General features: G+C 74.4%; 21 protein-coding genes. 7 read left to right on the top strand and 14 right to left on the bottom strand.

Annotated features, from left to right (window positions below; genetic code table 11):
• Position 1 precedes the first annotated feature (1 nt).
• The 6 genes from ACTJIY_RS06775 to ACTJIY_RS06750 all read right to left on the bottom strand — a co-directional run bounded on the left by ACTJIY_RS06775 (position 2) and on the right by ACTJIY_RS06750 (position 6,275).
• Positions 2-523 carry a hypothetical protein gene (locus ACTJIY_RS06775; protein WP_253054877.1) on the bottom strand — a complete coding sequence of 174 codons (522 nt, stop codon included), beginning with the start codon at positions 521-523 and terminating at the stop codon, positions 2-4.
• 136 nt (positions 524-659) lie between these two features.
• A complete protein-coding gene (locus ACTJIY_RS06770) occupies positions 660-1,925 on the bottom strand; it encodes an ATP-binding protein (protein ID WP_253054875.1) in 1,266 nt (421 codons plus the stop codon).
• 189 nt (positions 1,926-2,114) lie between these two features.
• Positions 2,115-3,638, bottom strand: a complete 1,524-nt coding sequence (locus ACTJIY_RS06765; RefSeq protein WP_440673408.1) for a sodium/solute symporter — start codon at positions 3,636-3,638, stop codon at positions 2,115-2,117.
• Positions 3,635-4,081, bottom strand: coding sequence for a heavy metal transporter (locus tag ACTJIY_RS06760; protein WP_440673409.1), 447 nt, complete (start codon positions 4,079-4,081; stop codon positions 3,635-3,637). Before ACTJIY_RS06760 ends, ACTJIY_RS06765 begins: the two co-directional genes overlap by 4 nt.
• Positions 4,082-4,206: 125 nt before the next feature.
• Positions 4,207-5,076, bottom strand: a complete 870-nt coding sequence (locus ACTJIY_RS06755; RefSeq protein WP_440673410.1) for a LytR/AlgR family response regulator transcription factor — start codon at positions 5,074-5,076, stop codon at positions 4,207-4,209.
• Positions 5,073-6,275, bottom strand: coding sequence for a sensor histidine kinase (locus ACTJIY_RS06750; protein ID WP_440673411.1), 1,203 nt, complete (start codon positions 6,273-6,275; stop codon positions 5,073-5,075). Before ACTJIY_RS06750 ends, ACTJIY_RS06755 begins: the two co-directional genes overlap by 4 nt.
• 86 nt (positions 6,276-6,361) lie before the next feature.
• Here ACTJIY_RS06750 and ACTJIY_RS06745 point away from each other — a divergent pair, with 86 nt between their 5' ends.
• Together ACTJIY_RS06745 and ACTJIY_RS06740 are read left to right on the top strand one after the other, a co-directional pair.
• A complete protein-coding gene (locus ACTJIY_RS06745) occupies positions 6,362-7,327 on the top strand; it encodes an ABC transporter substrate-binding protein (protein WP_440673412.1) in 966 nt (321 codons plus the stop codon).
• Complete coding sequence (locus ACTJIY_RS06740; RefSeq protein WP_440673413.1) at positions 7,314-8,261, top strand: siderophore-interacting protein; 948 nt, start codon at positions 7,314-7,316, stop codon at positions 8,259-8,261. The genes ACTJIY_RS06745 and ACTJIY_RS06740 overlap by 14 nt, the downstream gene beginning before the upstream one ends.
• 39 nt (positions 8,262-8,300) lie before the next feature.
• Here ACTJIY_RS06740 and ACTJIY_RS06735 read toward each other — a convergent pair whose 3' ends face one another.
• The 4 genes from ACTJIY_RS06735 to ACTJIY_RS06720 form a co-directional block, all read right to left on the bottom strand.
• Positions 8,301-8,960: a hypothetical protein gene (locus tag ACTJIY_RS06735; protein ID WP_440673414.1), complete on the bottom strand. Its 660-nt coding sequence runs from the start codon at positions 8,958-8,960 to the stop codon at positions 8,301-8,303.
• Positions 8,953-9,483 (bottom strand): hypothetical protein, encoded by a 531-nt coding sequence (locus ACTJIY_RS06730; RefSeq protein WP_353706844.1) that lies wholly within the window; start codon positions 9,481-9,483, stop codon positions 8,953-8,955. Before ACTJIY_RS06730 ends, ACTJIY_RS06735 begins: the two co-directional genes overlap by 8 nt.
• 167 nt (positions 9,484-9,650) lie before the next feature.
• Positions 9,651-9,941 carry a YbdD/YjiX family protein gene (locus tag ACTJIY_RS06725; RefSeq protein ID WP_440673415.1) on the bottom strand — a complete coding sequence of 97 codons (291 nt, stop codon included), beginning with the start codon at positions 9,939-9,941 and terminating at the stop codon, positions 9,651-9,653.
• The gene (locus ACTJIY_RS06720) at positions 9,938-12,223 is read right to left on the bottom strand and encodes a carbon starvation CstA family protein (RefSeq protein WP_440673416.1); all 2,286 of its coding nucleotides are present in this window, start codon (positions 12,221-12,223) and stop codon (positions 9,938-9,940) included. Before ACTJIY_RS06720 ends, ACTJIY_RS06725 begins: the two co-directional genes overlap by 4 nt.
• A 197-nt stretch (positions 12,224-12,420) precedes the next feature.
• Between ACTJIY_RS06720 and ACTJIY_RS06715 the strand changes: the two genes are divergently transcribed.
• The 3 genes from ACTJIY_RS06715 to ACTJIY_RS06705 all read left to right on the top strand — a co-directional run bounded on the left by ACTJIY_RS06715 (position 12,421) and on the right by ACTJIY_RS06705 (position 16,564).
• Positions 12,421-15,171: a hypothetical protein gene (locus tag ACTJIY_RS06715; protein WP_440673417.1), complete on the top strand. Its 2,751-nt coding sequence runs from the start codon at positions 12,421-12,423 to the stop codon at positions 15,169-15,171.
• Positions 15,172-15,244: 73 nt separating this feature from the next.
• Positions 15,245-15,970: a hypothetical protein gene (locus tag ACTJIY_RS06710; protein WP_353706841.1), complete on the top strand. Its 726-nt coding sequence runs from the start codon at positions 15,245-15,247 to the stop codon at positions 15,968-15,970.
• A gap of 39 nt (positions 15,971-16,009) precedes the next feature.
• Positions 16,010-16,564 (top strand): GNAT family N-acetyltransferase, encoded by a 555-nt coding sequence (locus ACTJIY_RS06705; RefSeq protein WP_440673418.1) that lies wholly within the window; start codon positions 16,010-16,012, stop codon positions 16,562-16,564.
• A 12-nt stretch (positions 16,565-16,576) separates the two neighbouring features.
• On the opposite strand, the gene ACTJIY_RS06700 is transcribed toward ACTJIY_RS06705, so the two are convergent.
• From ACTJIY_RS06700 to ACTJIY_RS06690, 3 genes are read right to left on the bottom strand one after another with little or no spacing between them, the layout of a single operon-like run.
• Positions 16,577-17,155 (bottom strand): TetR/AcrR family transcriptional regulator, encoded by a 579-nt coding sequence (locus ACTJIY_RS06700; protein ID WP_253054849.1) that lies wholly within the window; start codon positions 17,153-17,155, stop codon positions 16,577-16,579.
• 2 nt (positions 17,156-17,157) lie between these two features.
• Positions 17,158-17,751, bottom strand: coding sequence for a sugar O-acetyltransferase (locus tag ACTJIY_RS06695; protein WP_253054847.1), 594 nt, complete (start codon positions 17,749-17,751; stop codon positions 17,158-17,160).
• On the bottom strand, positions 17,748-19,082 hold the full coding sequence (locus tag ACTJIY_RS06690; protein WP_440673419.1) for an MFS transporter: 1,335 nt from the start codon (positions 19,080-19,082) through the stop codon (positions 17,748-17,750). Before ACTJIY_RS06690 ends, ACTJIY_RS06695 begins: the two co-directional genes overlap by 4 nt.
• A 142-nt stretch (positions 19,083-19,224) precedes the next feature.
• Between ACTJIY_RS06690 and ACTJIY_RS06685 the strand changes: the two genes are divergently transcribed.
• Positions 19,225-20,526, top strand: coding sequence for an NYN domain-containing protein (locus ACTJIY_RS06685; protein WP_440673420.1), 1,302 nt, complete (start codon positions 19,225-19,227; stop codon positions 20,524-20,526).
• An 8-nt stretch (positions 20,527-20,534) separates the two neighbouring features.
• Here the strand turns inward: ACTJIY_RS06685 and ACTJIY_RS06680 are convergent, their stop codons facing one another.
• Entirely contained in the window at positions 20,535-21,377 is an 843-nt protein-coding gene (locus ACTJIY_RS06680; RefSeq protein ID WP_440673421.1) for an alpha/beta fold hydrolase, read from the bottom strand.
• Between the two features lie 109 nt (positions 21,378-21,486).
• Between ACTJIY_RS06680 and ACTJIY_RS06675 the strand changes: the two genes are divergently transcribed.
• Complete coding sequence (locus ACTJIY_RS06675; RefSeq protein WP_440673422.1) at positions 21,487-22,056, top strand: TetR/AcrR family transcriptional regulator; 570 nt, start codon at positions 21,487-21,489, stop codon at positions 22,054-22,056.
• Positions 22,057-22,228 lie beyond the last annotated feature (172 nt).

Genomic DNA, 22,228 nt, shown 5'->3' with positions numbered 1-22,228 from the left:
TTCACGAGTCCTCCGCGAGGCTGCGCAGGTCCGGCCGGTTCGCCGCGGTCAGCCCGCGGAGTGCACCGGCGGCCCTGAGGACGCTGTCCGTCTCGCCCACGCGTGCGGCACACAGGCCCGCCCAGAGCAGCTCGCGCGCGAGGGCCTCGCCCGTCACGGTGAGCGGGGCGGCCTCCACGACGACCATGGTTCGCAGGAGGCGGGCCACCGGAGAGCCGTGACCGGGGTGGTCCGGTGGGCACTGCAGCACGGTCGTCGTCCGGACGTCGATCGCGTGCGAGAGGGCATGGCGTGCCGAGCGGCTCGCGCCGAGGAGCAGTGGGGTACGGCCCCACCACCTGCGAGGCCGGGCGTCGAGACGATCGTGCAGGTCCTCCAGCTCGTCGGGCGTGAGCACGGGCGCCAGCACGGTGTCCACCCGCTGGGTGGTGGCGCACGGCAGCGCTCGGTGGCGCGTCGTGGTGAGCGTGGCGTACCCCCAGATCGTCGGGAGCGCAGCCGTCGTCGAGCGTGCCAGTTCCATGTCCCGTCCTCCCACGTGCGGGCCCACCCCGTCACGTGTTCAGACGGCGCTTGGCTCCTGCCGTGACGGGCGTCACGCGAGGCCGAGGTCGGGGGCCGTGGTCGTCGCCCCCCCGCCAGGTCACCGATCGTGACGGTCAAGGACCCAGCAGCGCGGCCGGTACGACGGCGATCCCGTCCCGCCGCCGATAGGCGTGGGGCCCGGGCGTGACGACGGCCGCGTCGAGGAGGTCGGCGCCGATCCTGTCGCGGAGCCATGCGAGGTGCCGGACGTCGTGGTCGGTGACCGTGGTCGCGAGCTTGACCTCGATCGCCAGGACCCGGCCGTCCGGACGCTCGACGATGATGTCGACCTCGTGCGCGCCGTCAGCCGTCCGGAGGTGACGTACCCGTGCTTCGGACCGTTCGGCATAGACCTGGACGTCCAGAGTGACGAGGTGCTCGAACAGCGATCCGAGCAAGGTCCCGTCGCGCAGGTTGGGGACCGGGCCGTCGCTGCCCCCGAGAAGCGCGGACTGGTCTGCACCGAGCAGATGAGCGGCGAGACCGGGGTCCGCGAGCTGGTGCTTGGGTCCGCGCGCGAGCCGGGTGAGGTGATTCCTGCCTGGGAGCCACGCTTCGACGGGATCGAGCATCCAGAGCTGTTCAAGCACGTCGCGGTACGCGGTCACGGTGCTCCGAGCGGGCTTCTCGGAGAGGCCGGGTGTGGCGGCGTCAAGGATCCGTTGGTAGGTCGCAGTCGTCGACGTCGCGGCTGCATAGGCCGTGAGCCACGCGCGCAGGACGCCCGGGCGACGCACGACGAGTCCTTGCTCGGGGAACGCCCTCGTGACGATCAGGTCCACGTATCCCTCGAGCCGGTGCCGACGGGCTCGCGGCGCGAGGGCGTGGATGTCCGGGAACCCGGAACGCACGATCTCGTCGACGTAGTCACGTGTGCCGCGTCTCGACGACCCGGTGATCTCGGGCCGAGACCCGTCCAGCAGGTCGCCGAGGCTGACGGTGGGTTCTGCAAACCCTCGCTCCAGGAGGCTCATGGGACGCATGCGAAACGTGACGAACCGGCCTGCCCCGGAGTGGACGGGTGCTTCGAGGGGGACGGAGCTGCCGGTCAGCAGGTAGGTCCCGATGCCGTCGTCGACCGCTCGTCGAACCACGTCCCACGACTCCGGGACCCGCTGCCACTCGTCCACGAGCAGCGGGTGCTCTACGGCGCGGATTCGTGCCGGGTCGCTGGCGAACAACTCACGTTCGCGAGGATCGTCCAGGCGCATCACCGTGCGGGCGCGTTGTTGCGCGGTGGCTGTCTTCCCCACGCCTTTCGGCCCGTGGAGCTCGATCGTCGGCAGCTCTGCGACCAGCTCGTCGAGCACGTCGTCGATGACGCGCCTGCGGTAGTCCATCACTGATCGGCTCCCTGGTGCTCGCGTGCTCCCGGCCCCGGTAGAGAACCGACCAGGAGGCTCGTCGGCCTCCTACGCTACAGATTTCAGGACTCTTACGCTACAAATTTCATGCCCTCCACGCTACAGATTCCCGGCCCTTCTACGTGTTCCGGTGCTCGCGTCCTCACCCTGCCTGTCTGCCGGGGGTCACGGCCGGCGGCGCTCCGGCACGTGCAGGCGCTGCAGGAACCGGTCGGTGCGTAGCGGCGGGCCGTGCCGGTCGAGCAGCGACACGACGACGACGGTCGCGGTCGCGAGCGGGATGGTCCAGGCCGCGGGCTGGGCGAGCAGCGCGCGCACGATGCCGGGGACGCCGTCCGCCGTCGTGCCGGACGAGCCCGTCCCGTATCCCGCGGCCACGAGCGCGGACGAGGCGAGCAGCGCCGTCGCGCACAGGACGGCCCCCACGACCATCCCCGCCACCGCGCCGCGCGCGGTGAGGCGCCGCCACCACACGCCGAGCAGGATCACGGGCGACAGCGCGGAGGCGGCGAACACGAACACCGTCCCGACGCTCGTCACGAGCCCCTGCGGGATGGTGACGAGTGCGAACGCGAGCGGGATGAGCGTGCACGCGACCGCGGACCACCGGAACGACCGCACGGTCCCGCCGAACAGGTCCTGGCTGACGACGCCCGCCAGCGCCACGACGAGCCCTGAGGACGTGCCGAGGAACGCCGCGAAGGCCCCGGCCACGACGAGCGCGGCGAGGAGCTCGCCCCCGAGGCCGGGGACGAGGCGGGTCGGCAGCGTGAGCACGACGGTGTCGGCGACGCCGGGCGCCGCGAGGTCGGGCGCGACGACCCGCGCCACGAGCCCGAGCGTGCTCGACACCATGTAGAACACGCTGATCATGACGAGCACGACGACGGTCGTGCGGCGGGCGGAGCCGCCGTCGGGCGAGGTGTAGAAGCGCACGAGGACGTGCGGCAGGCCGGTCGTGCCGAGCAGGAGCGCGAGCAGCAGAGACACCGTCGCGTAGGCGTCGAGGCCGCCGGGACCGGCGTCGTGGGGGAAGACCGCCGCGGGGTCGAAGAGGACGGTGGCGCCGCCGGGCTCGAACGCCCCGCCCAGCGCCATGAGCACGAACACGAGGGGCAGCGCGAGCGCCGTGAGCTTGACCCAGAACTGGAACGCCTGGACGAACGTGATGGAGCGCATGCCGCCCGCCGCGACGACCGCGCTCACGACGACCGCGATCCCCACCGACCCGACCCACGGCGGGACGGGTGCGACGCTCGTGATGACGAGCGCCGCGCCGTGGAGCTGCGGCACCACGTACAGCCACCCGATGACGAGCACGAGCACGCTCGTGACGCGGCGCGCGACGACGGAGTCGAGCCGGGCGTGGACGAAGTCGGGGATCGTGTACGCGCCGCTGCGGCGCAGCGGGCCTGCGACGAACAGCAGGACGAGCAGGTAGCCGGCCGCGTACCCGACGGGGAACCAGAACGCCTCGGCGCCCGAGAGCAGCACGAGCCCCGAGAGGCCGAGGAACGTGCCCGCGGACAGGTACTCGCCGCTGATCGCCGACGCGTTCCACACCGGCCGCACCGTGCGCGAGGCGACGAAGAAGTCGCTCGTGGTGCGCGAGATGCGCAGGCCGTAGAACCCGATGAGGCCGGTCGCGAGCAGCAGCAGCCCGATCGCGACGAGGGGCAGCGCGCTCACGCGGCGCCCGCCTCGTCGGGTCCTGCCTCGTCCGGGCCGGCCTCGGCGGACCCGCCCGATCCCTCCGCGAGCGCGCGGTACCGGCGCTCGTTGCGCGCCGCCGCGACGGCGAACACGACCGCGAACGCGACGATCACGGGGTAGAAGCCGTACGCGTGCACGAGCCACGGGAGCGGGACGCCGGCGACCACCACCGCGTCCAGCGCGGGCACCGCGCTCATCGTCACCGTGAGCAGCGCGACGACCGCGAGGAACGAGACGACGCACGCGAGCCCGAGCCGGAGCTGCGCCCGGACGAGGCCGCGCGTGTAGTGCGCGGCGGCGTCGTCCGGCTCCTCGGGGCGACGCGGGGCGGCCGTGGACGTGCCCGACGGCGGCCCGCCCGCCGGGACGCCGGCCGCGGGTCCGGCGGCGGGAGGGGGATCGGTCGACCGGACGCGCACGCGCTCGGGACGACGCCCGTCGGGCGCCGCACTCCGGGCCGGGGGATGCACCCCGGGGTGCGGCTCTCGACCGGGAGCGCGTCCGTCGTCGGTCGGGGGCGGGGCCGACGAGGGGTCCGGGCCGCTCACGACGGGCCCCGGTGGGGACCGAGCAGCGCCTCCCGCACGGCCGGGACCATGCGGCGGCTCACCGGCACCTCGTGCCCCGCCACGACGAGCGCGGGCTGCGCCCCGCCGAACCGCGCCGCGGTCACGGCGGCCCGGTCCACGAGGTACGACCGGTGGACGCGCAGGAACCCGGCGGGCGCCCACCGCTCCTCGAGGTCGGACAGCGGCTCGCGCACGAGGAACTGCTCGGTGTCCGTGACGAGGCGCGAGTAGTCGCCCTGCGCCTGGACCCACCGCACCGCGCTGCGGCGGACGAGGCGCGTCGTCGTCCCGACCGTCACGACGAGCGTCTCGTCCTCCGGGGCCCCGCGCGGCGGGGCGGCCGGCGCGGCGGGAGGGGCGGCGCTCGCGGGCGGCGACCCTGCGCCGTCGGGCACGCCGCCGGCCCCGACACCTCGCCCGGCGCGGTCCGCGACGCGCTCCACGACCCGGTCGACGGCGCGCGTCAGGCGCTCGCGGCGCACGGGCTTGAGCACGTAGTCGACGGCCTCGACGTCGAACGCCTCGAGCGCGCGGGCCTCGTCCGCGGTGACGAACACGACCGCGGGGCGGTCGGAGAACCGCGAGAGCGCGCGAGCCAGGTCGAGGCCGGTCAGCCCGGGCATGTGGATGTCGAGGAACGCCGCGTCGACCGTGCGCGAGGAGAGCTCGCGCAGCGCCTCCGACCCGGTCGCGACGCCGAGCACGGTCCGCACGCGCGGGTCGCGCCGCAGCAGGGCGACGAGCTCGTCGAGCACGGGCCGCTCGTCGTCGGCGACGAGCACGTCCAGCCCGACGGCGGGCGGGTCCTGGGGCGCCGGGCCGGGGGCCGGGTCGGTGCCGGTCACGGCACGCTCACCTCCGTCTCGTGCAGGGGCTGGGAGCGGGGCACGCGCAGGCGCACGAGCGTGCCGGAGCCGGGGGCGGTCTCGATGTCGAGCGCGTGGTCGTCGCCGTAGAGCTGGCGCACGCGCCGGTCGACGTTGCGCAGGCCCACGTGCTCGCTCCCGCGCGACGTGAGGAGCTTGCGCACGACGGCCGGGTCCATGCCGACGCCGTCGTCCTCGACCGTGATCTCCGTCTGGGTGCCCTCGTCGCGCGCGGTGATGACGATCGTCCCGCCCCGCTCCTGGGGTTCGAGGCCGTGCCGGACCGCGTTCTCGACGAGCGGCTGCACCGACAGGAAGGGGATGACGGTCGTGAGGGACTCGGGCGCGATCTGCAGGGTCACGGCGAGGCGCTCGCCGAACCGGGCCCGTTCCAGCTCGACGTAGGAGTGGATGGAGCGCAGCTCGTCGGCGAGCGTCGTGAAGTCGCCGCGGCCGCGGAACGAGTAGCGCGTGAAGTCGGCGAAGTCGAGCACGAGGTCGCGCGCCCGTTCCGGGTCCGTGCTGATGAACGACGCGATGGCGCCGAGCGCGTTGTAGACGAAGTGGGGGCTGATCTGGGCGCGCAGCGCGCGCAGCTCGGCCTGTGCGAGCGCGGTGCGCGAGGCCTCGAGCTCGCCGAGCTCGAGCTGCGCCGAGCACCACTGCGCGACCTCGCCCGTCGCGCGCACGAGCGGCGGGCGCACCGTGCCCGCGAACGCGACGACGACGCCCGCGACGCGCCCGCCCGTCACGACCGGCGCCCCGACGGCGTCCGCGACGTCGCCGCCCGCCTCGTCGCCGTCCTTGTGGTCCCGGCTCTCGACGTGCCGCCGACCGGTGGCGAGCACCCGCTCGGCGACCCGGCGCGCGTCGGGCTCCAGCGTCGTGCTGCCGTCGAGCGCGACCGCGCCCTCGGCCGTGACGACGGCGAGCGCGTCCGCGCCGAGGAGCTGGCGCAGCGAGCGGGCCGCGCGCCCGACGTCGTCGCCGTCGAGCCCGCCCCGCAGGTGCGTCGCGGCACGCGACGCGAGGTGCAGGGTGCGGAACGTCGCGCGGTCCGAGTCGCTCCCGAGCTCGCGCGACCCGCGCGCGAGCCGCCACGCGAGCACGAGCCCGAGGGTGAGCAGCACGCCCACGACGAGACCGGCGACGGCGCCGGCGAACACGGGCCCGGACATGCAGCGATCGTAACCAGCGTCACGTCCCGTCCTGTGTCGGCGCGAAGGTAAGGTGAGGCAACCCTACGGAATGCGAAGGAACCCCTGTGCCCATCTCCCGGACCACCTCGTCCAGCCCTCGCGTGCGCGGCGTGCTCGCCGGTGCCGTCGTGCTCGCCTCCGGTCTGCTCGCGGCCTGCTCGTCCGACCCCGCGCCCGCCGCGACCGGCGCGCCCGCGCCGGACGACACCGCGTCGGGGTATGCCGTCGAGCACGCGCGGGGGACCGCCGAGCTCGACGCGGCGCCCGTGCGCGTCGTGACGCTCGAGCCCGTCGAGACGGACACCGCGGTCGCGCTCGGCGTCGTCCCCGTGGGCGCCGCCGTGCTGAGCGTCGAGGCGGGCGTGCCCGCGTACCTCGGCGAGGAGGCGCAGTCGATCGAGGTCGTCGGGACCGTGCCCGAGCCGAGCCTCGAGGCCATCGCGGCGCTCGAGCCGGACCTCATCCTCGGCACGGAGTCACGCCACTCCGACCTCTACGACCAGCTCGCGAGCGTGGCGCCGACCGTCTTCATGGCGACCCAGACCGACCCGTGGCAGGAGAACGTGCTGCTCGTCGGCCGCGCGCTCGGCCGCGAGACGGACGCCCAGGCCCTGCTCGACGCCTACGACGCGCGGTGCGCCCAGCTCCAGGAGGACTACGACGTCAGCGGGACGGCACAGCTCCTGCGCCCGCGCGACGGCATCGTGTCCGCCTACGGGCCCCGGTCGTTCGCCGGCAGCACGCTCGAGTGCGTCGGGTTCGCGACGCCGGCGCAGGACTGGGGCGAGGACATCTCGGTCGACCTCTCGCCCGAGCGCGTGACCGAGGCCGCTGCCGACCTCGTCCTCGTCTCGGCCGCCGACCCCGACGACGCGTCCGCCGTCCCGGCCGAGATCCCGCTCAACGCGTCGTCGTTCCCCGACGTGCGCGTCGTCGACCAGTCGTACTGGATCAGCGGCGTCGGCCCGCTCGGTGGCCAGGCCGTGCTCGACGACGTCGAGCAGTTCCTCCAGGACCGTGCCGGGTCCTGACCGGCCGGCCGGGCCTCCGGTCGCGGTCGGGAGCCCGGCCGGGACCACGGTCGGGGGCGAGGCCGGGTGCCGGTTCCACCGGTCGCCCAACGTCCTCTTCCCGACGGCGGTCGTGCGCGTGCACGACGTCGGCCCGCGCCTGGTGCGCGTGACCCTCGCTGGCCCCGACCTGGCGGGGTGCGCCGACGTCGGGCTCGACCAGCGCGTGAAGATCCTCCTGCCCGGACCGGGGGCGGACGAGCTCGCGCGGCGGGCGCGCCTGGCGGGCGAGAGCGCGTGGCGGCGCGAGTGGGCGGCGCTCGACGACGCGGTGCGTCCGGTGATGCGGTCGTACACGCCCGTCGCCGTCCGGTCACGGGACGCCGAGGTGGACCTCGACGTGTTCCTGCACGAGCCGGCGGGCCCGGCGAGCGCCTGGGCGCGGCGCGCGGCACCCGGGGACCGCGTGCTGCTGTCCGCGCCGCACGTGCGGTTCGGCGTGACCGACCACGGCACCCAGTGGGACCCGGGGCCGGACGTCGCGCACGTGCTGCTCGTCGGGGACGAGACCTCGGCGCCCGCGGTGCGCGGCATCCTCGGGAGCCTGCGTCCCGACGTGCGGGCGCACGTGGTCGTCGAGGCCGACGACCCGGCGGACGCGCCGGTCGGTGACGTGCCCGGGACCGTGCGCGTCCAGCACGTACGCCGCCGCCGTGGGGGCGAGCGGGCCGTGCTGGGCGCGGTCCGCGCCTGGGCGGTCGAGCACGGCCGGTCCGCGGCCGACGCGGGCGCGGGCTTCTACGCGTGGTGCGCGACGGAGAGCGCGACCGTCGCGCGGGTCCGCGCCGAGCTCGTGGCGGCGGGGATCCAGAGGTCGCGCGTGCACGCGCAGGGCTACTGGCACGACCGGGCCCGGCGAGAGGCGGAGCCGGACGACGGCGCGGCGCGCGCCTGAGGACCGCACGTGTCCTCCGGGGCCACGCCCTCGCGACGCTCAGACGAGGATCGCGACCACGACGACGAACACCACGACGCACGCCAGCAGCGTGCCGATCCCGACCAGCAGGGCGAGCGCGACCGGGTGGGCCTGCGGCCAGGGCACGAGCCGCCGGTCGAACGCACGGAGCTGGACCGGCGTGACCGGCTGGTGCCAGGGCGTGAGCGGGACGCCGCGGCGCGCCAGGTCGAGCGCGACGGTCGAGAGCTGGTCGCGGTCCCACATCTGCCCGACGAGCAGGAGCAGCCGCTTGGTCGGCCCGACCACGATGAGGTGGTGCGTCGCTCCGGCCGCCCCGAACGCCATGTGGTCCACGGTGACGACGCGGTCGACGTCCGCGACCGTGAACCGCTTCGACCGGCCCCAGCCGTGCACGGTGTACGTCCCGTCGCCGAGGACGATCCGCGCGCGGTCGACCATGCGGCGCGCGAGCGCGTACGTCAGCGGGATCATCGCGAGCGCGAACGCGAGGAGGCCGAGGGCGAGCACCGGGTAGCCGCCCATGATCGCCGCCGGGAGCTGGGCGAGGCCCACGAGCGGCGCGAGGATCGAGATCACGGTCATGTTGGAGCGCAGCACCTGACGCTTCGCCGCGTCGCCCATGGCCAGCACGGTCAGGGCCGGGACCGTCCCGCGACCCGCGGTCGCCTCAGCCACGGCGGAAGAGCTTTCGCCCGGTGGCCGGGTGCAGGGGCGACCCCGCCGGGATCTCGACGGCGTTCGCCCAGACCGGGACGTCGTCCGGGCGCAGCGCTCCGGCGCGGACGGCACGGTCGCACAGGCCGCGGGCGACGGCGCCGAGGCTCTCGCGGCACGAGAAGGCGCCGTCGACCAGGGACAGGGCGACGGTCGTGGCGGGAGCGTGGCCCGTCCCCGGGTCGAGCGGGCCGACCGTCGCGACGGCCCGGCCGTGCGAGACGAACGCCGTCGCGCGCGGGGTGACCCAGCGCAGCACGTCGAGGTCGTCGAGGAAGAAGGCGCGACCGGCGCCCCCGATCTCCCACAGCGCCGCACCGGCCTGGTGGGCGGCGTCCGAGGCACGGCGCTTCCAGCGCTGGGAGCCGAACGCCTCGGCGACCCAGCCGGCCGCGGTCGCCGGATCGGTGGCGAGCGCGACCGACACGGTGGGGATCTGACCGCGCGGCGGGTCGAGCGTGATGGGTACAGGAGGACGAGCCACGCGGTCACGCTAGCGCTCCGGAGGCGCCGTCCGCGCTCCCGGGCCAGGTGCCGAGCACGACGTCGGTGTCGTTATCGGGTGGATGACGACACCGACGTCGTGCTCGACGGCGCGCAGGGTCGTGCTCGACCGGCTAGAGGGCCGCGAGGGGACCGCGTGCGGGCCGGTCAGCAGCAGCGCGAGCCCGGGTTGGCGTCCTGCTCGGCGTGGCGCATGCGCCAGAACTCGCGCTCGGTCATCACGACCCCGCCCGGGTGCACCGCACGCTGGTGCGCGGCGTAGGTCGCGTACGCGTCGTCGCCCATGACCTGCCGCACGTACCAGCGGACGGATGCGGCGCCGTCGCGCACCCGACGGGCGACGCCCGCCGCGAGCGCGGGGAGACGGGAGCGGGACCTCGCCGCGACGGCCGGGACGACCGTCGCGGCGGAGCCCTGCGAGCCCTGCCGCACCGTCACCGGTGCCCCGTCGCGGCAGGACGCTTCTCGGGCGGCAGGGCCGCCCACTCCTTCTGGATCTCCTTCTCGGCCTTCGTCGCGAACAGGTCGGCCGGGGCGAACCGGCGCGACGCGACGGGCGGGTCCTCGTGGTTCGTGCCGCCGCCGTCGCGCAGCGCCTTCGCGGTCACGAGGACCGACGCGACGATGACGACGATCGCGAGGACGACGAACACGATCGACAGCGTGCCCTGGACGAACGTGTTGCGGACGACCGCCTCCATGGCCTCGACCGAGCCGGCGGTGCCGAACGACGTCTCGCCGGCGGCGAGCGCGTCCTGGAACGCGTCGTGGTTGGCCCAGTACCCGACCGCGGGGACGGGCGAGAAGATCTTCTCGATCGACGCCCAGATGGTGATGACCGCGGTGAACGCGAGCGGCGCCGCGACGATCCACAGCCAGCGCTGGTAGCTGCGCCCGCGCTTGGCGACGATCGCCAGCACGACGGCGAGCGCGATGGCCGCGAGGAGCTGGTTCGCGATGCCGAACAGCGGGAAGAACGTGTTGATGCCGCCGAGCGGGTCGGTCACGCCGAGGTAGAGGATCGATCCCCACCCGGCGACCATGATCGCGGTGCACAACCACACCCCGGGCCGCCACGTCACGTCCCGGAACCTCGGCACGACGTTGCCGATCGTGTCCTGGAGCATGAACCGCGCGACGCGCGTGCCGGCGTCGACGGCGGTGAGGATGAACAGCGCCTCGAACATGATCGCGAAGTGGTACCAGAAGCCCATCATCGCGGTGCCGCCCACGAGCTGCTGCATGATGTGCGCGAGGCCCAGGGCGAGCGTGGGGGCGCCGCCCGTGCGGGACACGATCGACGGCTCACCGACGGCCTCGGCCGTGGACGTGAGCATGTCCGGCGTGAGGTTGACGCCCATGAGGCCGAGCCCGTTGACGAACGCGACCGCGCCCTCCACGGTGCCCCCGGTCGCGGCCGCGGACGAGTTCATCGCGAAGTAGATGCCGCGGTCGATGGAGATCGCGGCGACGAGCGCCATGATCGCGACGAACGACTCCATGAGCATGCCGCCGTAGCCGATGAAGCGCGTCTGGCGCTCCTTCTCGACGAGCTTGGGCGTCGTGCCCGACGCGATGAGGGCGTGGAACCCGGACAGGGCACCGCACGCGATCGTCACGAACAGGAAGGGCCAGAGGGCGCCGGACACCACCGGGCCGGTCTCGCCGCTCGCGAACTCGCTGATCGCGGGGACGGTGATCTCCGGTCGCACGACGATCACCGCGACGGCGAGGACGACGATGACGCCGACCTTCATGAACGTCGACAGGTAGTCGCGCGGGGCGAGCAGGAGCCACACGGGCAGGACGGCGGCGACGAAGCCGTAGACGATCACCCCGACGGCGATGGTCGTGCGGTCGAGGGTGAAGAGGTCGGCGCCCCACGCGGTGTCGGCGATCCAGCCGCCGCCGATGATCGCGGCGAGCAGCAGGACGAAGCCGATGACCGAGACCTCGGTGATCTTGCCCGGGCGGAGGTAGCGCAGGTAGACGCCCATGAAGAGCGCGATCGGGATCGTCATCGACACGGAGAACACGCCCCACGGGCTCTCGCCGAGCGCGTTGACGACCACGAGCGCGAGGATCGCGACGATGATGATCATGATGAGCAGCGACGCGACGATCGCGGCGGTGCCGCCCACGCGCCCGAGCTCCTGGCGCGCCATCTGGCCGATGGTCCGCCCGCCCCGGCGCATCGAGAAGAACAGGACGAGGTAGTCCTGCACCGCGCCCGCGAGCACGACGCCGACGATGATCCAGATCGTGCCCGGCAGGTACCCCATCTGGGCGGCGAGCACCGGGCCGACGAGCGGGCCGGCGCCGGCGATGGCGGCGAAGTGGTGGCCGAACAGCACGTGGCGGTCGGTCGGGACGTAGTCCTTGCCGTCCTCGCGCGACTCGGCGGGCGTCGCCCGGCGGTCGTCGGGGCGCGTGATGTAGCGCTCGATGACCTTGGAGTAGAAGCGGTACCCGATGAGGTACGTGCACACGGCGGCGAACACGAACCAGATCGCGTTGACGGTCTCGCCGCGGACGACCGCGAGCATGACCCAGGCGATGCCGCCGAGCAGCGAGATCGCGACCCAGAGGGCGATCTTCTGCGGGGTCCAGCGGGTCCGGGTGCGGTCCTCGGGCACCGCCGTGGGGGGCAGCGACGGGTCCGGCACGATCTCCGGCTCGTCGGGGGCGGCGTTCCGCGCCGCGCGGGTGTCTGTCGTCATCGAGCCTCTCCAGGGTCGCGTCGTTGCGTCCGACCTCGGAAGGCTAGGGAGCCCGCGCGGGGGTGATCCAGGTCACGTCGACCGGCGGTCGAGGTGTGCGACGAACGGTGCCCCGCGTGCGACGAACGGCGCCCGCCGCGCGTCGCGACGAGCCCGGCGATACGTTCGATCCGACCCTGCCGGAGGTGCCCGTACCGATGCCGTCCCCCTCGCCGCCGCACTCGACGCACCCGACGTCCCGCACGCCCGGTCCCGCCGCGGCGCTCGCGGCGGTCGTCGCGCTCGTGCTCGCCCTCGGCACCGTGCTCGCGCTCGCCGCGGCCGGTGCCCTGCCCGCGTCCGCGCAGGCCGAGACGGGCAGGCTCTCGCTCTTCAAGCGCATCGAGAACCTCGACACGGGCTCGTCGGAGGGGCGGCGGGAGCTGTGGACGATGCACGCGCGGAACGTCGAGACCGGAGAGGTGATCGAGGGCGACGGCCTCAACGGCGTGCAGTCGCTCGAGGTCCCGGCGGGCACGTACCGGATCTGGGAGACGGGCGGCGTCGCGGGCTTCCGGTTCCAGAACTGGAACTGCGGCGGGGAGGACATCCTCGACCCCACTCCCGACGTCGTCGTCCCGCCGGGCGGCACGCTCACGTGCACGGTGGACAACGAGGCGATCTCTCCGACCCTCACGCTCGTCAAGGAGGTGGTCGGGGGCACGGCGTCGCCCGCGGACTGGACGCTGCGGGCGCAGGGACCGGCGTCGATCGCCGGCCCGTCCGGGTCCGACGCGGTGACCGACCAGGCGGTCCGTATCGGCCAGTACACCCTCTCCGAGGAGGGTGGACCGGCCGGCTACCGCGACGAGGGGTGGGTGTGCGAGGGCGCGGAGGTCGTCGGGAGCACGGTGACGATCGACCTCGCCGACTCGGTGACGTGCGTCGTCACCAACGTCGCGCCGATGCCGCCGACCGTGCCGACGCTGACTCTCGTCAAGGAGGTCGTCGGCGGTCCGGCCACGGCAGCAGACTGGACGCTCACGGCGGAGAACGGCGCGGCGACCCTCACCGGGACCACGGGGGACGCGGCGGTCACGGCGGCCGAGGTGAGCCCCGGGCGGTACGCACTGTCCGAGGACGGTCCCGCCGGGTACGACGGCGCGTGGTCGTGCACGGGCGCGACGTCGGGCGACGGCTCGGACGGCGCCGTGACCGTCGCGGAGGGCGACGACGTCGTCTGCACGGCCACGAACACGTGGGCCGGCGGCACCCTCACGCTCGTCAAGGAGCTCGCGGGTGAGACCCTCGCTCGTCCGGTCGACTGGACGCTCAGCGCGACGGGGTCGGACGCCGAGGTCGTGGGCCGCTCCGGGACCGCGGCGGTCACGGACGTCCCGGTGCCCGCGGGCGCCTACACGCTCGCGGAGGACGGCTGGTCGGGCTTCACCGCGGGCGACTGGGTGTGCGACGGCGGCCCGGTGACCGGCGCCGTCGTGACGGTCGAGCCGGGCGCGGACGTCACGTGCACGATCGTCAACACGCCCCTGCCCTCGCGGCTCACCCTCGTCAAGGTGGTCGACGGCGGACCCGCGGCTCCTCGGGACTGGACGCTGTCCGCGACCGGTCCCCAGGCCGACGGGACGACCGGGACGATCTCCGGCCCCTCGGGCGGCGCGGCGGTGAGCCACGTCGACGTGGGGGAGGGGATCCACGAGCTGTCGGAGTCCGGCGGGCCCGAGGGGTACGAGCCGGGGGAGTGGGTCTGCGTCGGCGGGGTCCAGCTCGGCGGTGCGAGCGTGCTCGTCGGGCCGGACGACGACGTGGTCTGCACCGTGACCAACACCTACGTGGGGTCGATGCTGACCCTCGTGAAGGTCGTCGTCGGCGGGTCGGGCGACCCGGAGGCGTGGACCCTCACGGCGACCGACGCGGGCGGGCAGACCGTCGCGAGCGGGCCGGTGGGCAGCGACGCGGTCACCGCGGTGCCGCTCCCACCCGGGGCCTACGACCTGGCGGAGTCGGGGGGCTACAGCGGCTACGCGTCGGAGGGGTGGACGTGCGGGCCCGCACCGGTCGAGGGGTCGACGGTGACGCTCGGTCCCGGCGACGACGTCACGTGCGTCGTGACGAACCGGGCCGAGCTGCCGCACCTCACGCTCGTCAAGGAGCTCGACGACCGCGGCTTCACCGGCGACGTCGCCGCGACGGGCTGGACCCTGACCGCCACGGGCGAGGGGCGGGAGATCTCGGGTGTCACCGGGTCCGCCGACGTGTCGCACGTGACCGTCGCGCCCGGCCGGTACCTCCTGTCCGAGTCCGGAGGTCCGGACGGCTGGACGGCCCTGCGCTGGGTGTGCGACGACGCGCGCGTCGTGCAGACGCCGCAGGCCGGGTCGCTGATCTCGACCGTCGTGGTGGAGCCGGGCGACGACGTGACGTGCACGGTCACCAACCACTGGCTCGCGGGCACGCTGACGCTCCACAAGGAGGTGGTCGACGGCGCCGCGCCCGCCGACGACTGGCAGCTCACCGCCGCGGGACCGACGGCGATCTCCGGCTTCGACGGCAGCGAGGACGTCACGCTCGTCCCGGTGGCCGCCGGGACGTACGACCTCACCGAGTCGGGCAGCGACTGGGACTACACCCAGGAGGAGTGGGCGTGCGACGGCGGCGTGCTCGTCGACGCGGACACCGTGCGGGTCGACGACGGCGCGGACGTCGAGTGCACGGTGGTGAACACGGTCCTGGACCCGCCGACCCCGACCCCGACCCCGACCCCGACCGACCCGACCTCGCCCCCGACCGACGGACCGACGCCGGGCACGGACGACACCCCGACGCCGGGAGCGACGCCCGGCGAGGACCTCGCCACGACCGGGACCGACGTCGTCGTGCTGCTCGCCGCGGCCCTCGCGGCGCTCGTCGCGGGCGGGACGCTGCTCGGGGTCCGGCGCCGGCGCGGGTGAGCGGGACCGCTCCGGCCCGCGGCTGACCGCGGCTCGCCGCGCGACACCCGGTCCTGCGGGCTACTGTCCTGCCGTGGCCGACGAGGGCGAGCAGACCGAGCGGACCGCGCAGCCGGAGCAGGTCGCGCGGGCAGGCCAGGGCGACCCGGGCGAGACGAGTGAGACGGCGCAGCACGGCGGGCACGCGGGCCGGTCGTGGCGCGAGACCGTGACCGTCGTGCTGCTCGCGGTGACGGCCGTCCTCACGGCGTGGAGCGGGTTCGAGGCGAGCAAGTGGGGCGGCGAGATGTCGATCGCGTTCTCGCGCGCGTCGACGCAGCGCATCGAGGCCTCGACGCACCGCGCGCACGCGGACACCGCCCGCTCGATCGATCTCCAGGTCTTCAGCCTCTGGCTCGAGGCGTACGCGACGGGGGACACGGAGCTGGAGGAGTTCACGCGCGCGCGCTTCACGCCGCACTTCCGGCCCGCGTTCGAGGAGTGGCTCGCCTCGCGCCCCCTCCAGAACCCCGACGCCGCCCCGAGCCCGTTCGCGCTCGACGCCTACGTCCCGCCAGGAGCCGTCGAGGCGGTCGAGGCCGACGAGCGCGCGGACGCCCTCTTCGCGCAGGCGCTCGTCAACAACCAGCGGGGCGACAACTACACGCTGACCACCGTGCTGTTCGCGCTCGTGCTGTTCTTCGGCGCGTTCGCCGGCCGGTTCCGCTCCGAGCGCGCGGCGTGGGCCATGGTCGGCCTCGCGTGCGCGGTCCTCGTCGTCGGCGTCGTCTTCCTCGCGACCTTCCCCAAGATCGTCTGACCCCGCCTCGGGGGGCGCGCACCCTCGTAGCCTGGGGCCATGCAGACCCTCACGACGGCCCGGCTCACCCTCCGCCCGTGGCAGCCCGACGACGCCGACGCCGCCCTCGACATCTACTCGCGCTGGGACGTCATGCGGTTCGTCGGGGTGACGCCACGCGTCCTGGAGCACCGCGACGAGGCGCTGGAGCGGGTCGAGCGCTGGGCAGCCGTCGACGACGGCACGCACGGGGTCTGGGCCGTCGTCCCGCGCGAGGGCGAGGGGGCGGACCTGCCCGACGCCGCGCCCGTGGGGACCATCCTGCTCAAGCTCATCCCGGCGTCGGGCACGGGCGACCCGTCGCAGCCCTCGGGCGACACGGAGATCGGGTGGCACTTCCACCCCGACGTGTGGGGGCGCGGCTACGCGACGGAGGCGGCCGCCGCGGTGCTCGCGCACGCCTTCGAGCGCGGGCTCGACCGCGTCGTCGCCGTCACGCACCCCGACAACGCGGCGTCCCAGGCGGTGTGCCGGCGGATCGGCATGACGCACCGCGGCACGACCGACGCGTACTACGACACGACCTGCGAGCTGTTCGACGTGACCGCCCCCTGACGGGAGCGCCGGTCAGAGGACCTGCGTGAGGCGCCGGACCGCGCCGAGGACGTCGACGTCGTCGTGCGGCTCGGTGTCGAGCGCGCGGTGGATGGTCATGCCCTCGATGAACGCGTCCAGCACGCGGCACGTCGCGGGGTCGAAATGACGCCCGAGCGCGTCGCGGCTGCGGCGCATCCAGTCGTTGGTGAGCGTCCGGTAGGCCGGGTCGCGCGCCGCGAGCGTGTAGAGCTCGTGCGACAGGACGAGGTCGCGCTGGGTCGCGAAGACGTCGTGCGTGATGAGCGTCGTGACCGCCTGCACGGCCTCCTCGGGCGTGCGCGCGGCGCTCATGCGGCGCTCGAACTGGGCGGCCGCGTCGCGCGCGAACCGGCCGAACGCCTCGCGCAGCAGCTCGTCCATCCCGGCGAAGTGGTAGGTCATCGACCCGAGCGGGACGTCGGCGGCGGCCGCGACGCGCCGGTGCGACGTGCCGGCGACGCCGTGCTCGGCGACGACGTCGAGGCATGCGTCGACGATGCGGTCGCGGCGCTCCGGGTCGTGGCGGCGGGCGCGGGGGGTCGGCCCGGTCGGGGCCTCGGGGGCGCTCATGGTCAGATGTTCTCGCGGATCACCCGGGCCGGGTTGCCCACCGCCACGACGTTCGCGGGCAGGTCGCGCGTCACCACGGACCCCGCGCCCACCACGGTGTTGTCGCCGATCGTCACGCCGGGGCACACGATCACGCCGCCGCCGAGCCACACGTTGTCGCCGAGCGTGATGGGCTCGGCCGCCTCGAGCTTGTCGCGCCGGGGCTGCGGGTCGACGGGGTGGGTCGGCGTGAGGAGCTGGACGTTCGGCCCGAGGAGGCAGTCGTCGCCGACGGTGATCGCCGCGACGTCGAGCGCGGTGAGCCCGGAGTTGACGAACGTCCGGTCGCCGAGGTGCACGTTGCTGCCGAAGTCGACCGCGAGCGGCGGCTTGACCCACGACCCCTCGCCGAGCGACCCGAGCAGGTCGGCGAGGATCGCGCGGGCGTGCGTGTCGTCGCCGTCGCCGTCGAGGACGGCGCGGTGGAACGCGTCGACGAGGACCATGCCCCGGTGGACCCCGCGCGCGATCTCCGGGTCGTCGGCGACGTACAGGTCGCCCGCGGCCATGCGCTCGTAGCTCGTGCGGTCGTCGCCGGCGAAGTAGTCGGTGGTCATGCGGTGGCGGCCTCCTCGGGCGCGGTCGTGCGGCGGTCGTGGTCATCATGCCGGTCGTGGCCGGCCGGGCCCGGTCGGCCCGCGGCGCGCCGGCGCGGGGCGAGCACGCCGGCCAGGAGCACGACGACGAGGCCGGCCAGCGGCAGGACGAGCAGCCCGGCGCGCAGGCTCGTGGCGTCGGCGACGAGCCCGACGATCGGCGGGGACAGGAGGAACCCGAGGCGCATGAGCCACGACACGAGGGTGAGCCCCGTGCCCGCGCGCAGTCCCGGGAGCTCGTCGGCCTGCTGCATCGCGGCGGGGACCAGGGTCGCGACGCCGAACCCGGCGGCGGCGAACCCGGCGATCGTGCCCGGGACGGAGGGGAACGCGAGCGCGGGCCCCGTGCCGAGCAGCACCAGCGCGCCCCCCGTCCGGGCGACGGCGCGCTGGCCGAAGCGGTCGACGAGGCGGTCGCCGACGAGCCGGCCGACGAACTGCGCGCCGACGAGCGCGACGAACCCGGCGGCGGCGAGCGTCGCCGGGGCGCCGAGCGACCCGGAGAGGTAGACCGCCGCCCACGTGCTGCCCGCGTCCTCCACGAGCGTGCCCGCGACTGCGACGAGGACGAGCGCGGCGAGGACGGCGGCGGTGCGCGTGCGGGACGGGCGCGCGGCGGCGCCCGCCGCGGCGGCCTCGGCGCTGGTCGGGGCGCCCGGGGTGGTGAGCGTCCCGGCCTCGCCCGCGACGTCGTCGGGCTCCGCGCCGTCCAGCCCGGGCAGGCACGAGCGCAGGGCGACGAGCGCGACGACGGAGAACAGCGCGCCGGTGATCGCCAGGTGCACGGCGAGCGGGAGGTCGAGCGCGATCGCGGCGGCGGCCATGCCGCCGCCGACAACAGCGCCGACCGACCACAGCGCGTGGAAGCCGTTGATGATCGACCGGCCGTAGCGGCGCTGCACCCGGAGGCCGTGCGCGTTCTGCGCGACGTCGGTGAACGCGTCCATCGCGCCTGCGGCGAACAGCGCGACGACGAGCAGCGGCAGGGCCGGGGCGAGGCCTGCGAGCAGCAGCCCGCCCGCGGTGAGCACCGTGCCCGCGACCGCGACGCGTGCCGAGCCGAAGCGCCGCACGAGCGCCGCGGCCGCGAGCCCGGCGGTGATCGCCCCCGCGGGGAACGCGGCGACGGCGAGCCCGTACGTGGCGTTGCCCAGGTCGAGCCCGGCCTTGATCTCGGGGTACCGCGGCACGAGGTTCGCGAACAGCGCGCCGTTCGTGAGGAACAGCGCGGCGACGGCGACCCGCGCCCGCCGCACGTCCGGCGTCGGCCGCGCAGGGGGAGGGGACGACATGCGGACGATCGTACACATGATGTGTACGTTCGTACACACGCGTGGTGCCGAACCCGGGGTTGGTCCCCAGCTCGGCGCAGGGGTGGGGAACAACCTCGGGTTCGGCGGGGCGGGGGCGGCGTCTGCACCTAGGCTGGCGGGCATGGACACCGAGGAACGCCTGGCCGTCTTCATCGACTACGAGAACCTCGCGCTCGGCGCGCGCGAGCACCTGGGCGGCATGACGTTCGACTTCGGCCCGATCGCCGACGCGCTCGCGGTGCGCGGGCGGGTGGTCGTGCGGCGCGCCTACGCCGACTGGTCGTACTTCGACGAGGACCGGCGCTCGCTCACGCGGCACCAGGTCGAGCTCATCGAGATGCCGCAGCGCATGGGCGCGTCGCGCAAGAACGCCGCCGACATCAAGATGGTCGTCGACGCGATCGAGATGGCCTTCGAGCGCGACTACATCTCGACGTTCGTCATGTGCACGGGGGACAGCGACTTCTCCCCGCTCGTCCACAAGCTGCGCGAGCTCAACAAGCGCGTGATCGGGGTAGGTGTCGAGAAGTCGACGTCGCGCCTCCTGCCGCCCGCGTGCGACGAGTTCCTCTTCTACGACCGGCTCGAGGGCGTCGACGTGCCGGACGAGCCGGAGCCCCGGTCGGTCCGGGGCTCGCGCGCCGGGGCGAGCGGGACGACGACGGGCGCCGGCAAGGCGAAGCGCGGCGGCGGGCGCTCGACCGGGCGCCGCAAGGCGACCGAGATCGCCGAGCCGGAGGTCGAGACGCCGGCTGCCGCGGCGCTCGCCGAGCTGGGCGAGGCCGTCGGCCGCACGACCCGCCGCGGCGAGCCCGTCGTGACGGAGAGCGACGAGGTCGACGTGACGACGACGCCGGTCGCCGAGGCGTCGGGCTCCGTCGAGGCGTCCGCGGCGGTCGAGCCGCCCGCGTCCGAGGCCGACGACGACGCACCCTCCGGCGAGGACCTCCCCATGGAGGTGCGCGTCGCGCAGACGCTCGCCGACCTCGAGGCCTCGACGAGCGGCGCGGTGACCGCGTCCGTGCTCAAGCGCACGCTGCTGCGCAAGGACCCGACGTTCAGCGAGGCCGACTACGGGTTCCGCAACTTCGGCGAGTTCCTGCGGTTCCTGGCCGACCGGGGCTTCGTCGAGCTCGCACCGGGGCCGGCGACGGGCGACCCCGAGGTCTCCCTGCCCGCGCAGGGCGACACCGACCAGGCGTTCGCGCTCGTGCGCGAGGTCGTGCAGGAGGAGGGCGGCTCGACCGTCCTGTCCGGGCTGAAGAACGCGATCCGCAAGAAGCGCCCGGACTTCAGCGAGAAGGCGCTCGGCTACCGCGGCTTTCTGCAGTTCTGCAAGGCGGCGCAGGCCGCCGGCGCCGTCGACCTGGCCTGGGACGACGACGCCGACGACTACCGCGTGTCGGTCGCCTCGCGGGCCTAGCGGGTCACCTAGCGGGCGACGAAGGCGAGCAGCGCCGCGTTGACCTCGTCCGCGTGCGTCACGAGCAGACCGTGGGGCGCGCCCTCGATCTCGACGTACTCGGCGTCCGGCACGAGCCGGCGGAAGCGGCGCCCGGTCGCGTCGATCGGCAGGATGTTGTCCTTCGTGCCGTGGAGGATGAGCGTGGGCTTGCCCGCCGCGCGGACGGCCTCGACGTCGGCCCGGAAGTCCTCGATCCACGTGGGCACGACGGCGTACGCGGCGACCGGCGCGGACCCGATCGCGGTGATCCAGCTCGCGCGCACGGTGTCCTCGCTGATGCGCTTCCCGAGGTTCTCGTCGAGGTTGTAGAAGTTCTTGTAGAAGTCGGTGTACCAGGCGTACCGGTCGGCGCGGGCCGCGTCGACGATCCCGTCGAACACCGACTGCGGGACGCCCTCGGGGTTGTCGTCCCGCTGGACGAGGAACGGCTCGAGCGACGCGAGGAACGCGAGCTTGGCGACGCGCTCGTGCCCGTGGTTGTGGACGTAGCGGGCGAGCTCGCCCGTGCCCATGGAGAACCCGACGAGGATCACGTCGCGCAGGTCGAGCGTCTCGAGGACGGTGTTGAGGTCCGCCGCGAAGGTGTCGTAGTCGTACCCGCTGCCGACCTTGCTCGACGCGCCGAACCCGCGGCGGTCGTACGTGACGACGCGGTGGCCGGCGTCGATCAGCTCGCGCTTCTGGAGCTCCCAGCTGTGCCCGTCGAGCGGGTAGCCGTGGATGAGGACGACCGGCTGGCCGGTGCCCTGGTCCTCGTAGTAGAGCTCGATGTCGGTGGAGTTCTCCTGCCCGACGGTGATGTACCCCATGGTCGTGCTCCCTTCGCGGCGTCGGGAGAACGGTCGTTCTCCCGTGAGTCGCTACACTAGAGAACGCTGGTTCTCCCCGCAAGAGGGGGGCGATGAACAGGAGGTGACGATGCTCGACGACGCGAGCGCTCGCGCGCTGGTGGTGGCCGCCGCCGACCGGCTGTTCTACGCGCGCGGCGTCCAGTCGGTCGGGATGGACGCGGTCCGCACCGAGGCCGGGGTGTCGCTCAAGCGCATCTACGCGCTGTTCCCGTCCAAGGACGACCTCGTCGTCGCCGTGCTGCGGCACCGCACCGAGCAGTGGGACGCGGGGATCGCCCGCGCGGCAGCCGGTCTCACCGCCCCGCGCGACCGGCTGCTCGCGGTGTTCGACTTCCTCGACGCGTGGTTCCGCGAGGACGGGTTCCGCGGGTGCGCGTTCATCAACTCCTTCGGCGAGCTCGGTGCGACGTCGCCCGCCGTCGCCGCGGCGGTCCGCGAGCACAAGGAGTCGTTCCAGCGGTACGCGCGCGACGTCGTGCGCGAGGCGGGCCTGCCCGACGACGTCGCGCTCCAGGTCGTCCTGCTCGCCGAGGGTGCGCAGACCACGGCGGCGATCACGCGGGACATCGACGTCGCGCGCCAGGCGCGCCGTGCGGCCGCGGCGATCCTCGACGCGGCGGTCCCGGCGACGGCCTGAGGCGCCAGAAGGTGCCCGCGCCCCCGGGGTCTGATCTCGGGGCGCTCGCGGGGCGCCGACGCCCGACGGAGACGTGGGAGTGGGAGCGATTCCACGACACGCCGAGAGAGCGCTTGCTCGGGCGCGGCGACCGCCCGTAGGTTCGCGGGCGGAGGGCCGAGGAACGGCCCCC

It is taken from the genome of Cellulosimicrobium sp. 22598 (assembly GCF_052044445.1).
In the GTDB taxonomy this organism is placed as follows: domain Bacteria; phylum Actinomycetota; class Actinomycetes; order Actinomycetales; family Cellulomonadaceae; genus Cellulosimicrobium; species Cellulosimicrobium cellulans_G.
This window is presented reverse-complemented; position numbering and strand designations above follow the sequence as displayed.

Bases quoted from the DNA above. Each gene is read 5' to 3' on its own strand.
- ACTJIY_RS06770 (WP_253054875.1), bottom strand. From the start codon at position 1,925: ATGGACTACCGCAGGCGCGTCATCGACGACGTGCTCGACGAGCTGGTC.
- ACTJIY_RS06705 (WP_440673418.1), top strand. From the start codon at position 16,010: ATGCAGACCCTCACGACGGCCCGGCTCACCCTCCGCCCGTGGCAGCCC.
- ACTJIY_RS06675 (WP_440673422.1), top strand. From the start codon at position 21,487: ATGCTCGACGACGCGAGCGCTCGCGCGCTGGTGGTGGCCGCCGCCGAC.
- ACTJIY_RS06750 (WP_440673411.1), bottom strand. From the start codon at position 6,275: ATGTCCGGGCCCGTGTTCGCCGGCGCCGTCGCCGGTCTCGTCGTGGGC.
- ACTJIY_RS06680 (WP_440673421.1), bottom strand. From the start codon at position 21,377: ATGGGGTACATCACCGTCGGGCAGGAGAACTCCACCGACATCGAGCTC.
- ACTJIY_RS06700 (WP_253054849.1), bottom strand. From the start codon at position 17,155: ATGAGCGCCCCCGAGGCCCCGACCGGGCCGACCCCCCGCGCCCGCCGC.
- ACTJIY_RS06715 (WP_440673417.1), top strand. From the start codon at position 12,421: ATGCCGTCCCCCTCGCCGCCGCACTCGACGCACCCGACGTCCCGCACG.
- ACTJIY_RS06685 (WP_440673420.1), top strand. From the start codon at position 19,225: ATGGACACCGAGGAACGCCTGGCCGTCTTCATCGACTACGAGAACCTC.
- ACTJIY_RS06690 (WP_440673419.1), bottom strand. From the start codon at position 19,082: ATGTCGTCCCCTCCCCCTGCGCGGCCGACGCCGGACGTGCGGCGGGCG.
- ACTJIY_RS06720 (WP_440673416.1), bottom strand. From the start codon at position 12,223: ATGACGACAGACACCCGCGCGGCGCGGAACGCCGCCCCCGACGAGCCG.
- ACTJIY_RS06775 (WP_253054877.1), bottom strand. From the start codon at position 523: ATGGAACTGGCACGCTCGACGACGGCTGCGCTCCCGACGATCTGGGGG.
- ACTJIY_RS06695 (WP_253054847.1), bottom strand. From the start codon at position 17,751: ATGACCACCGACTACTTCGCCGGCGACGACCGCACGAGCTACGAGCGC.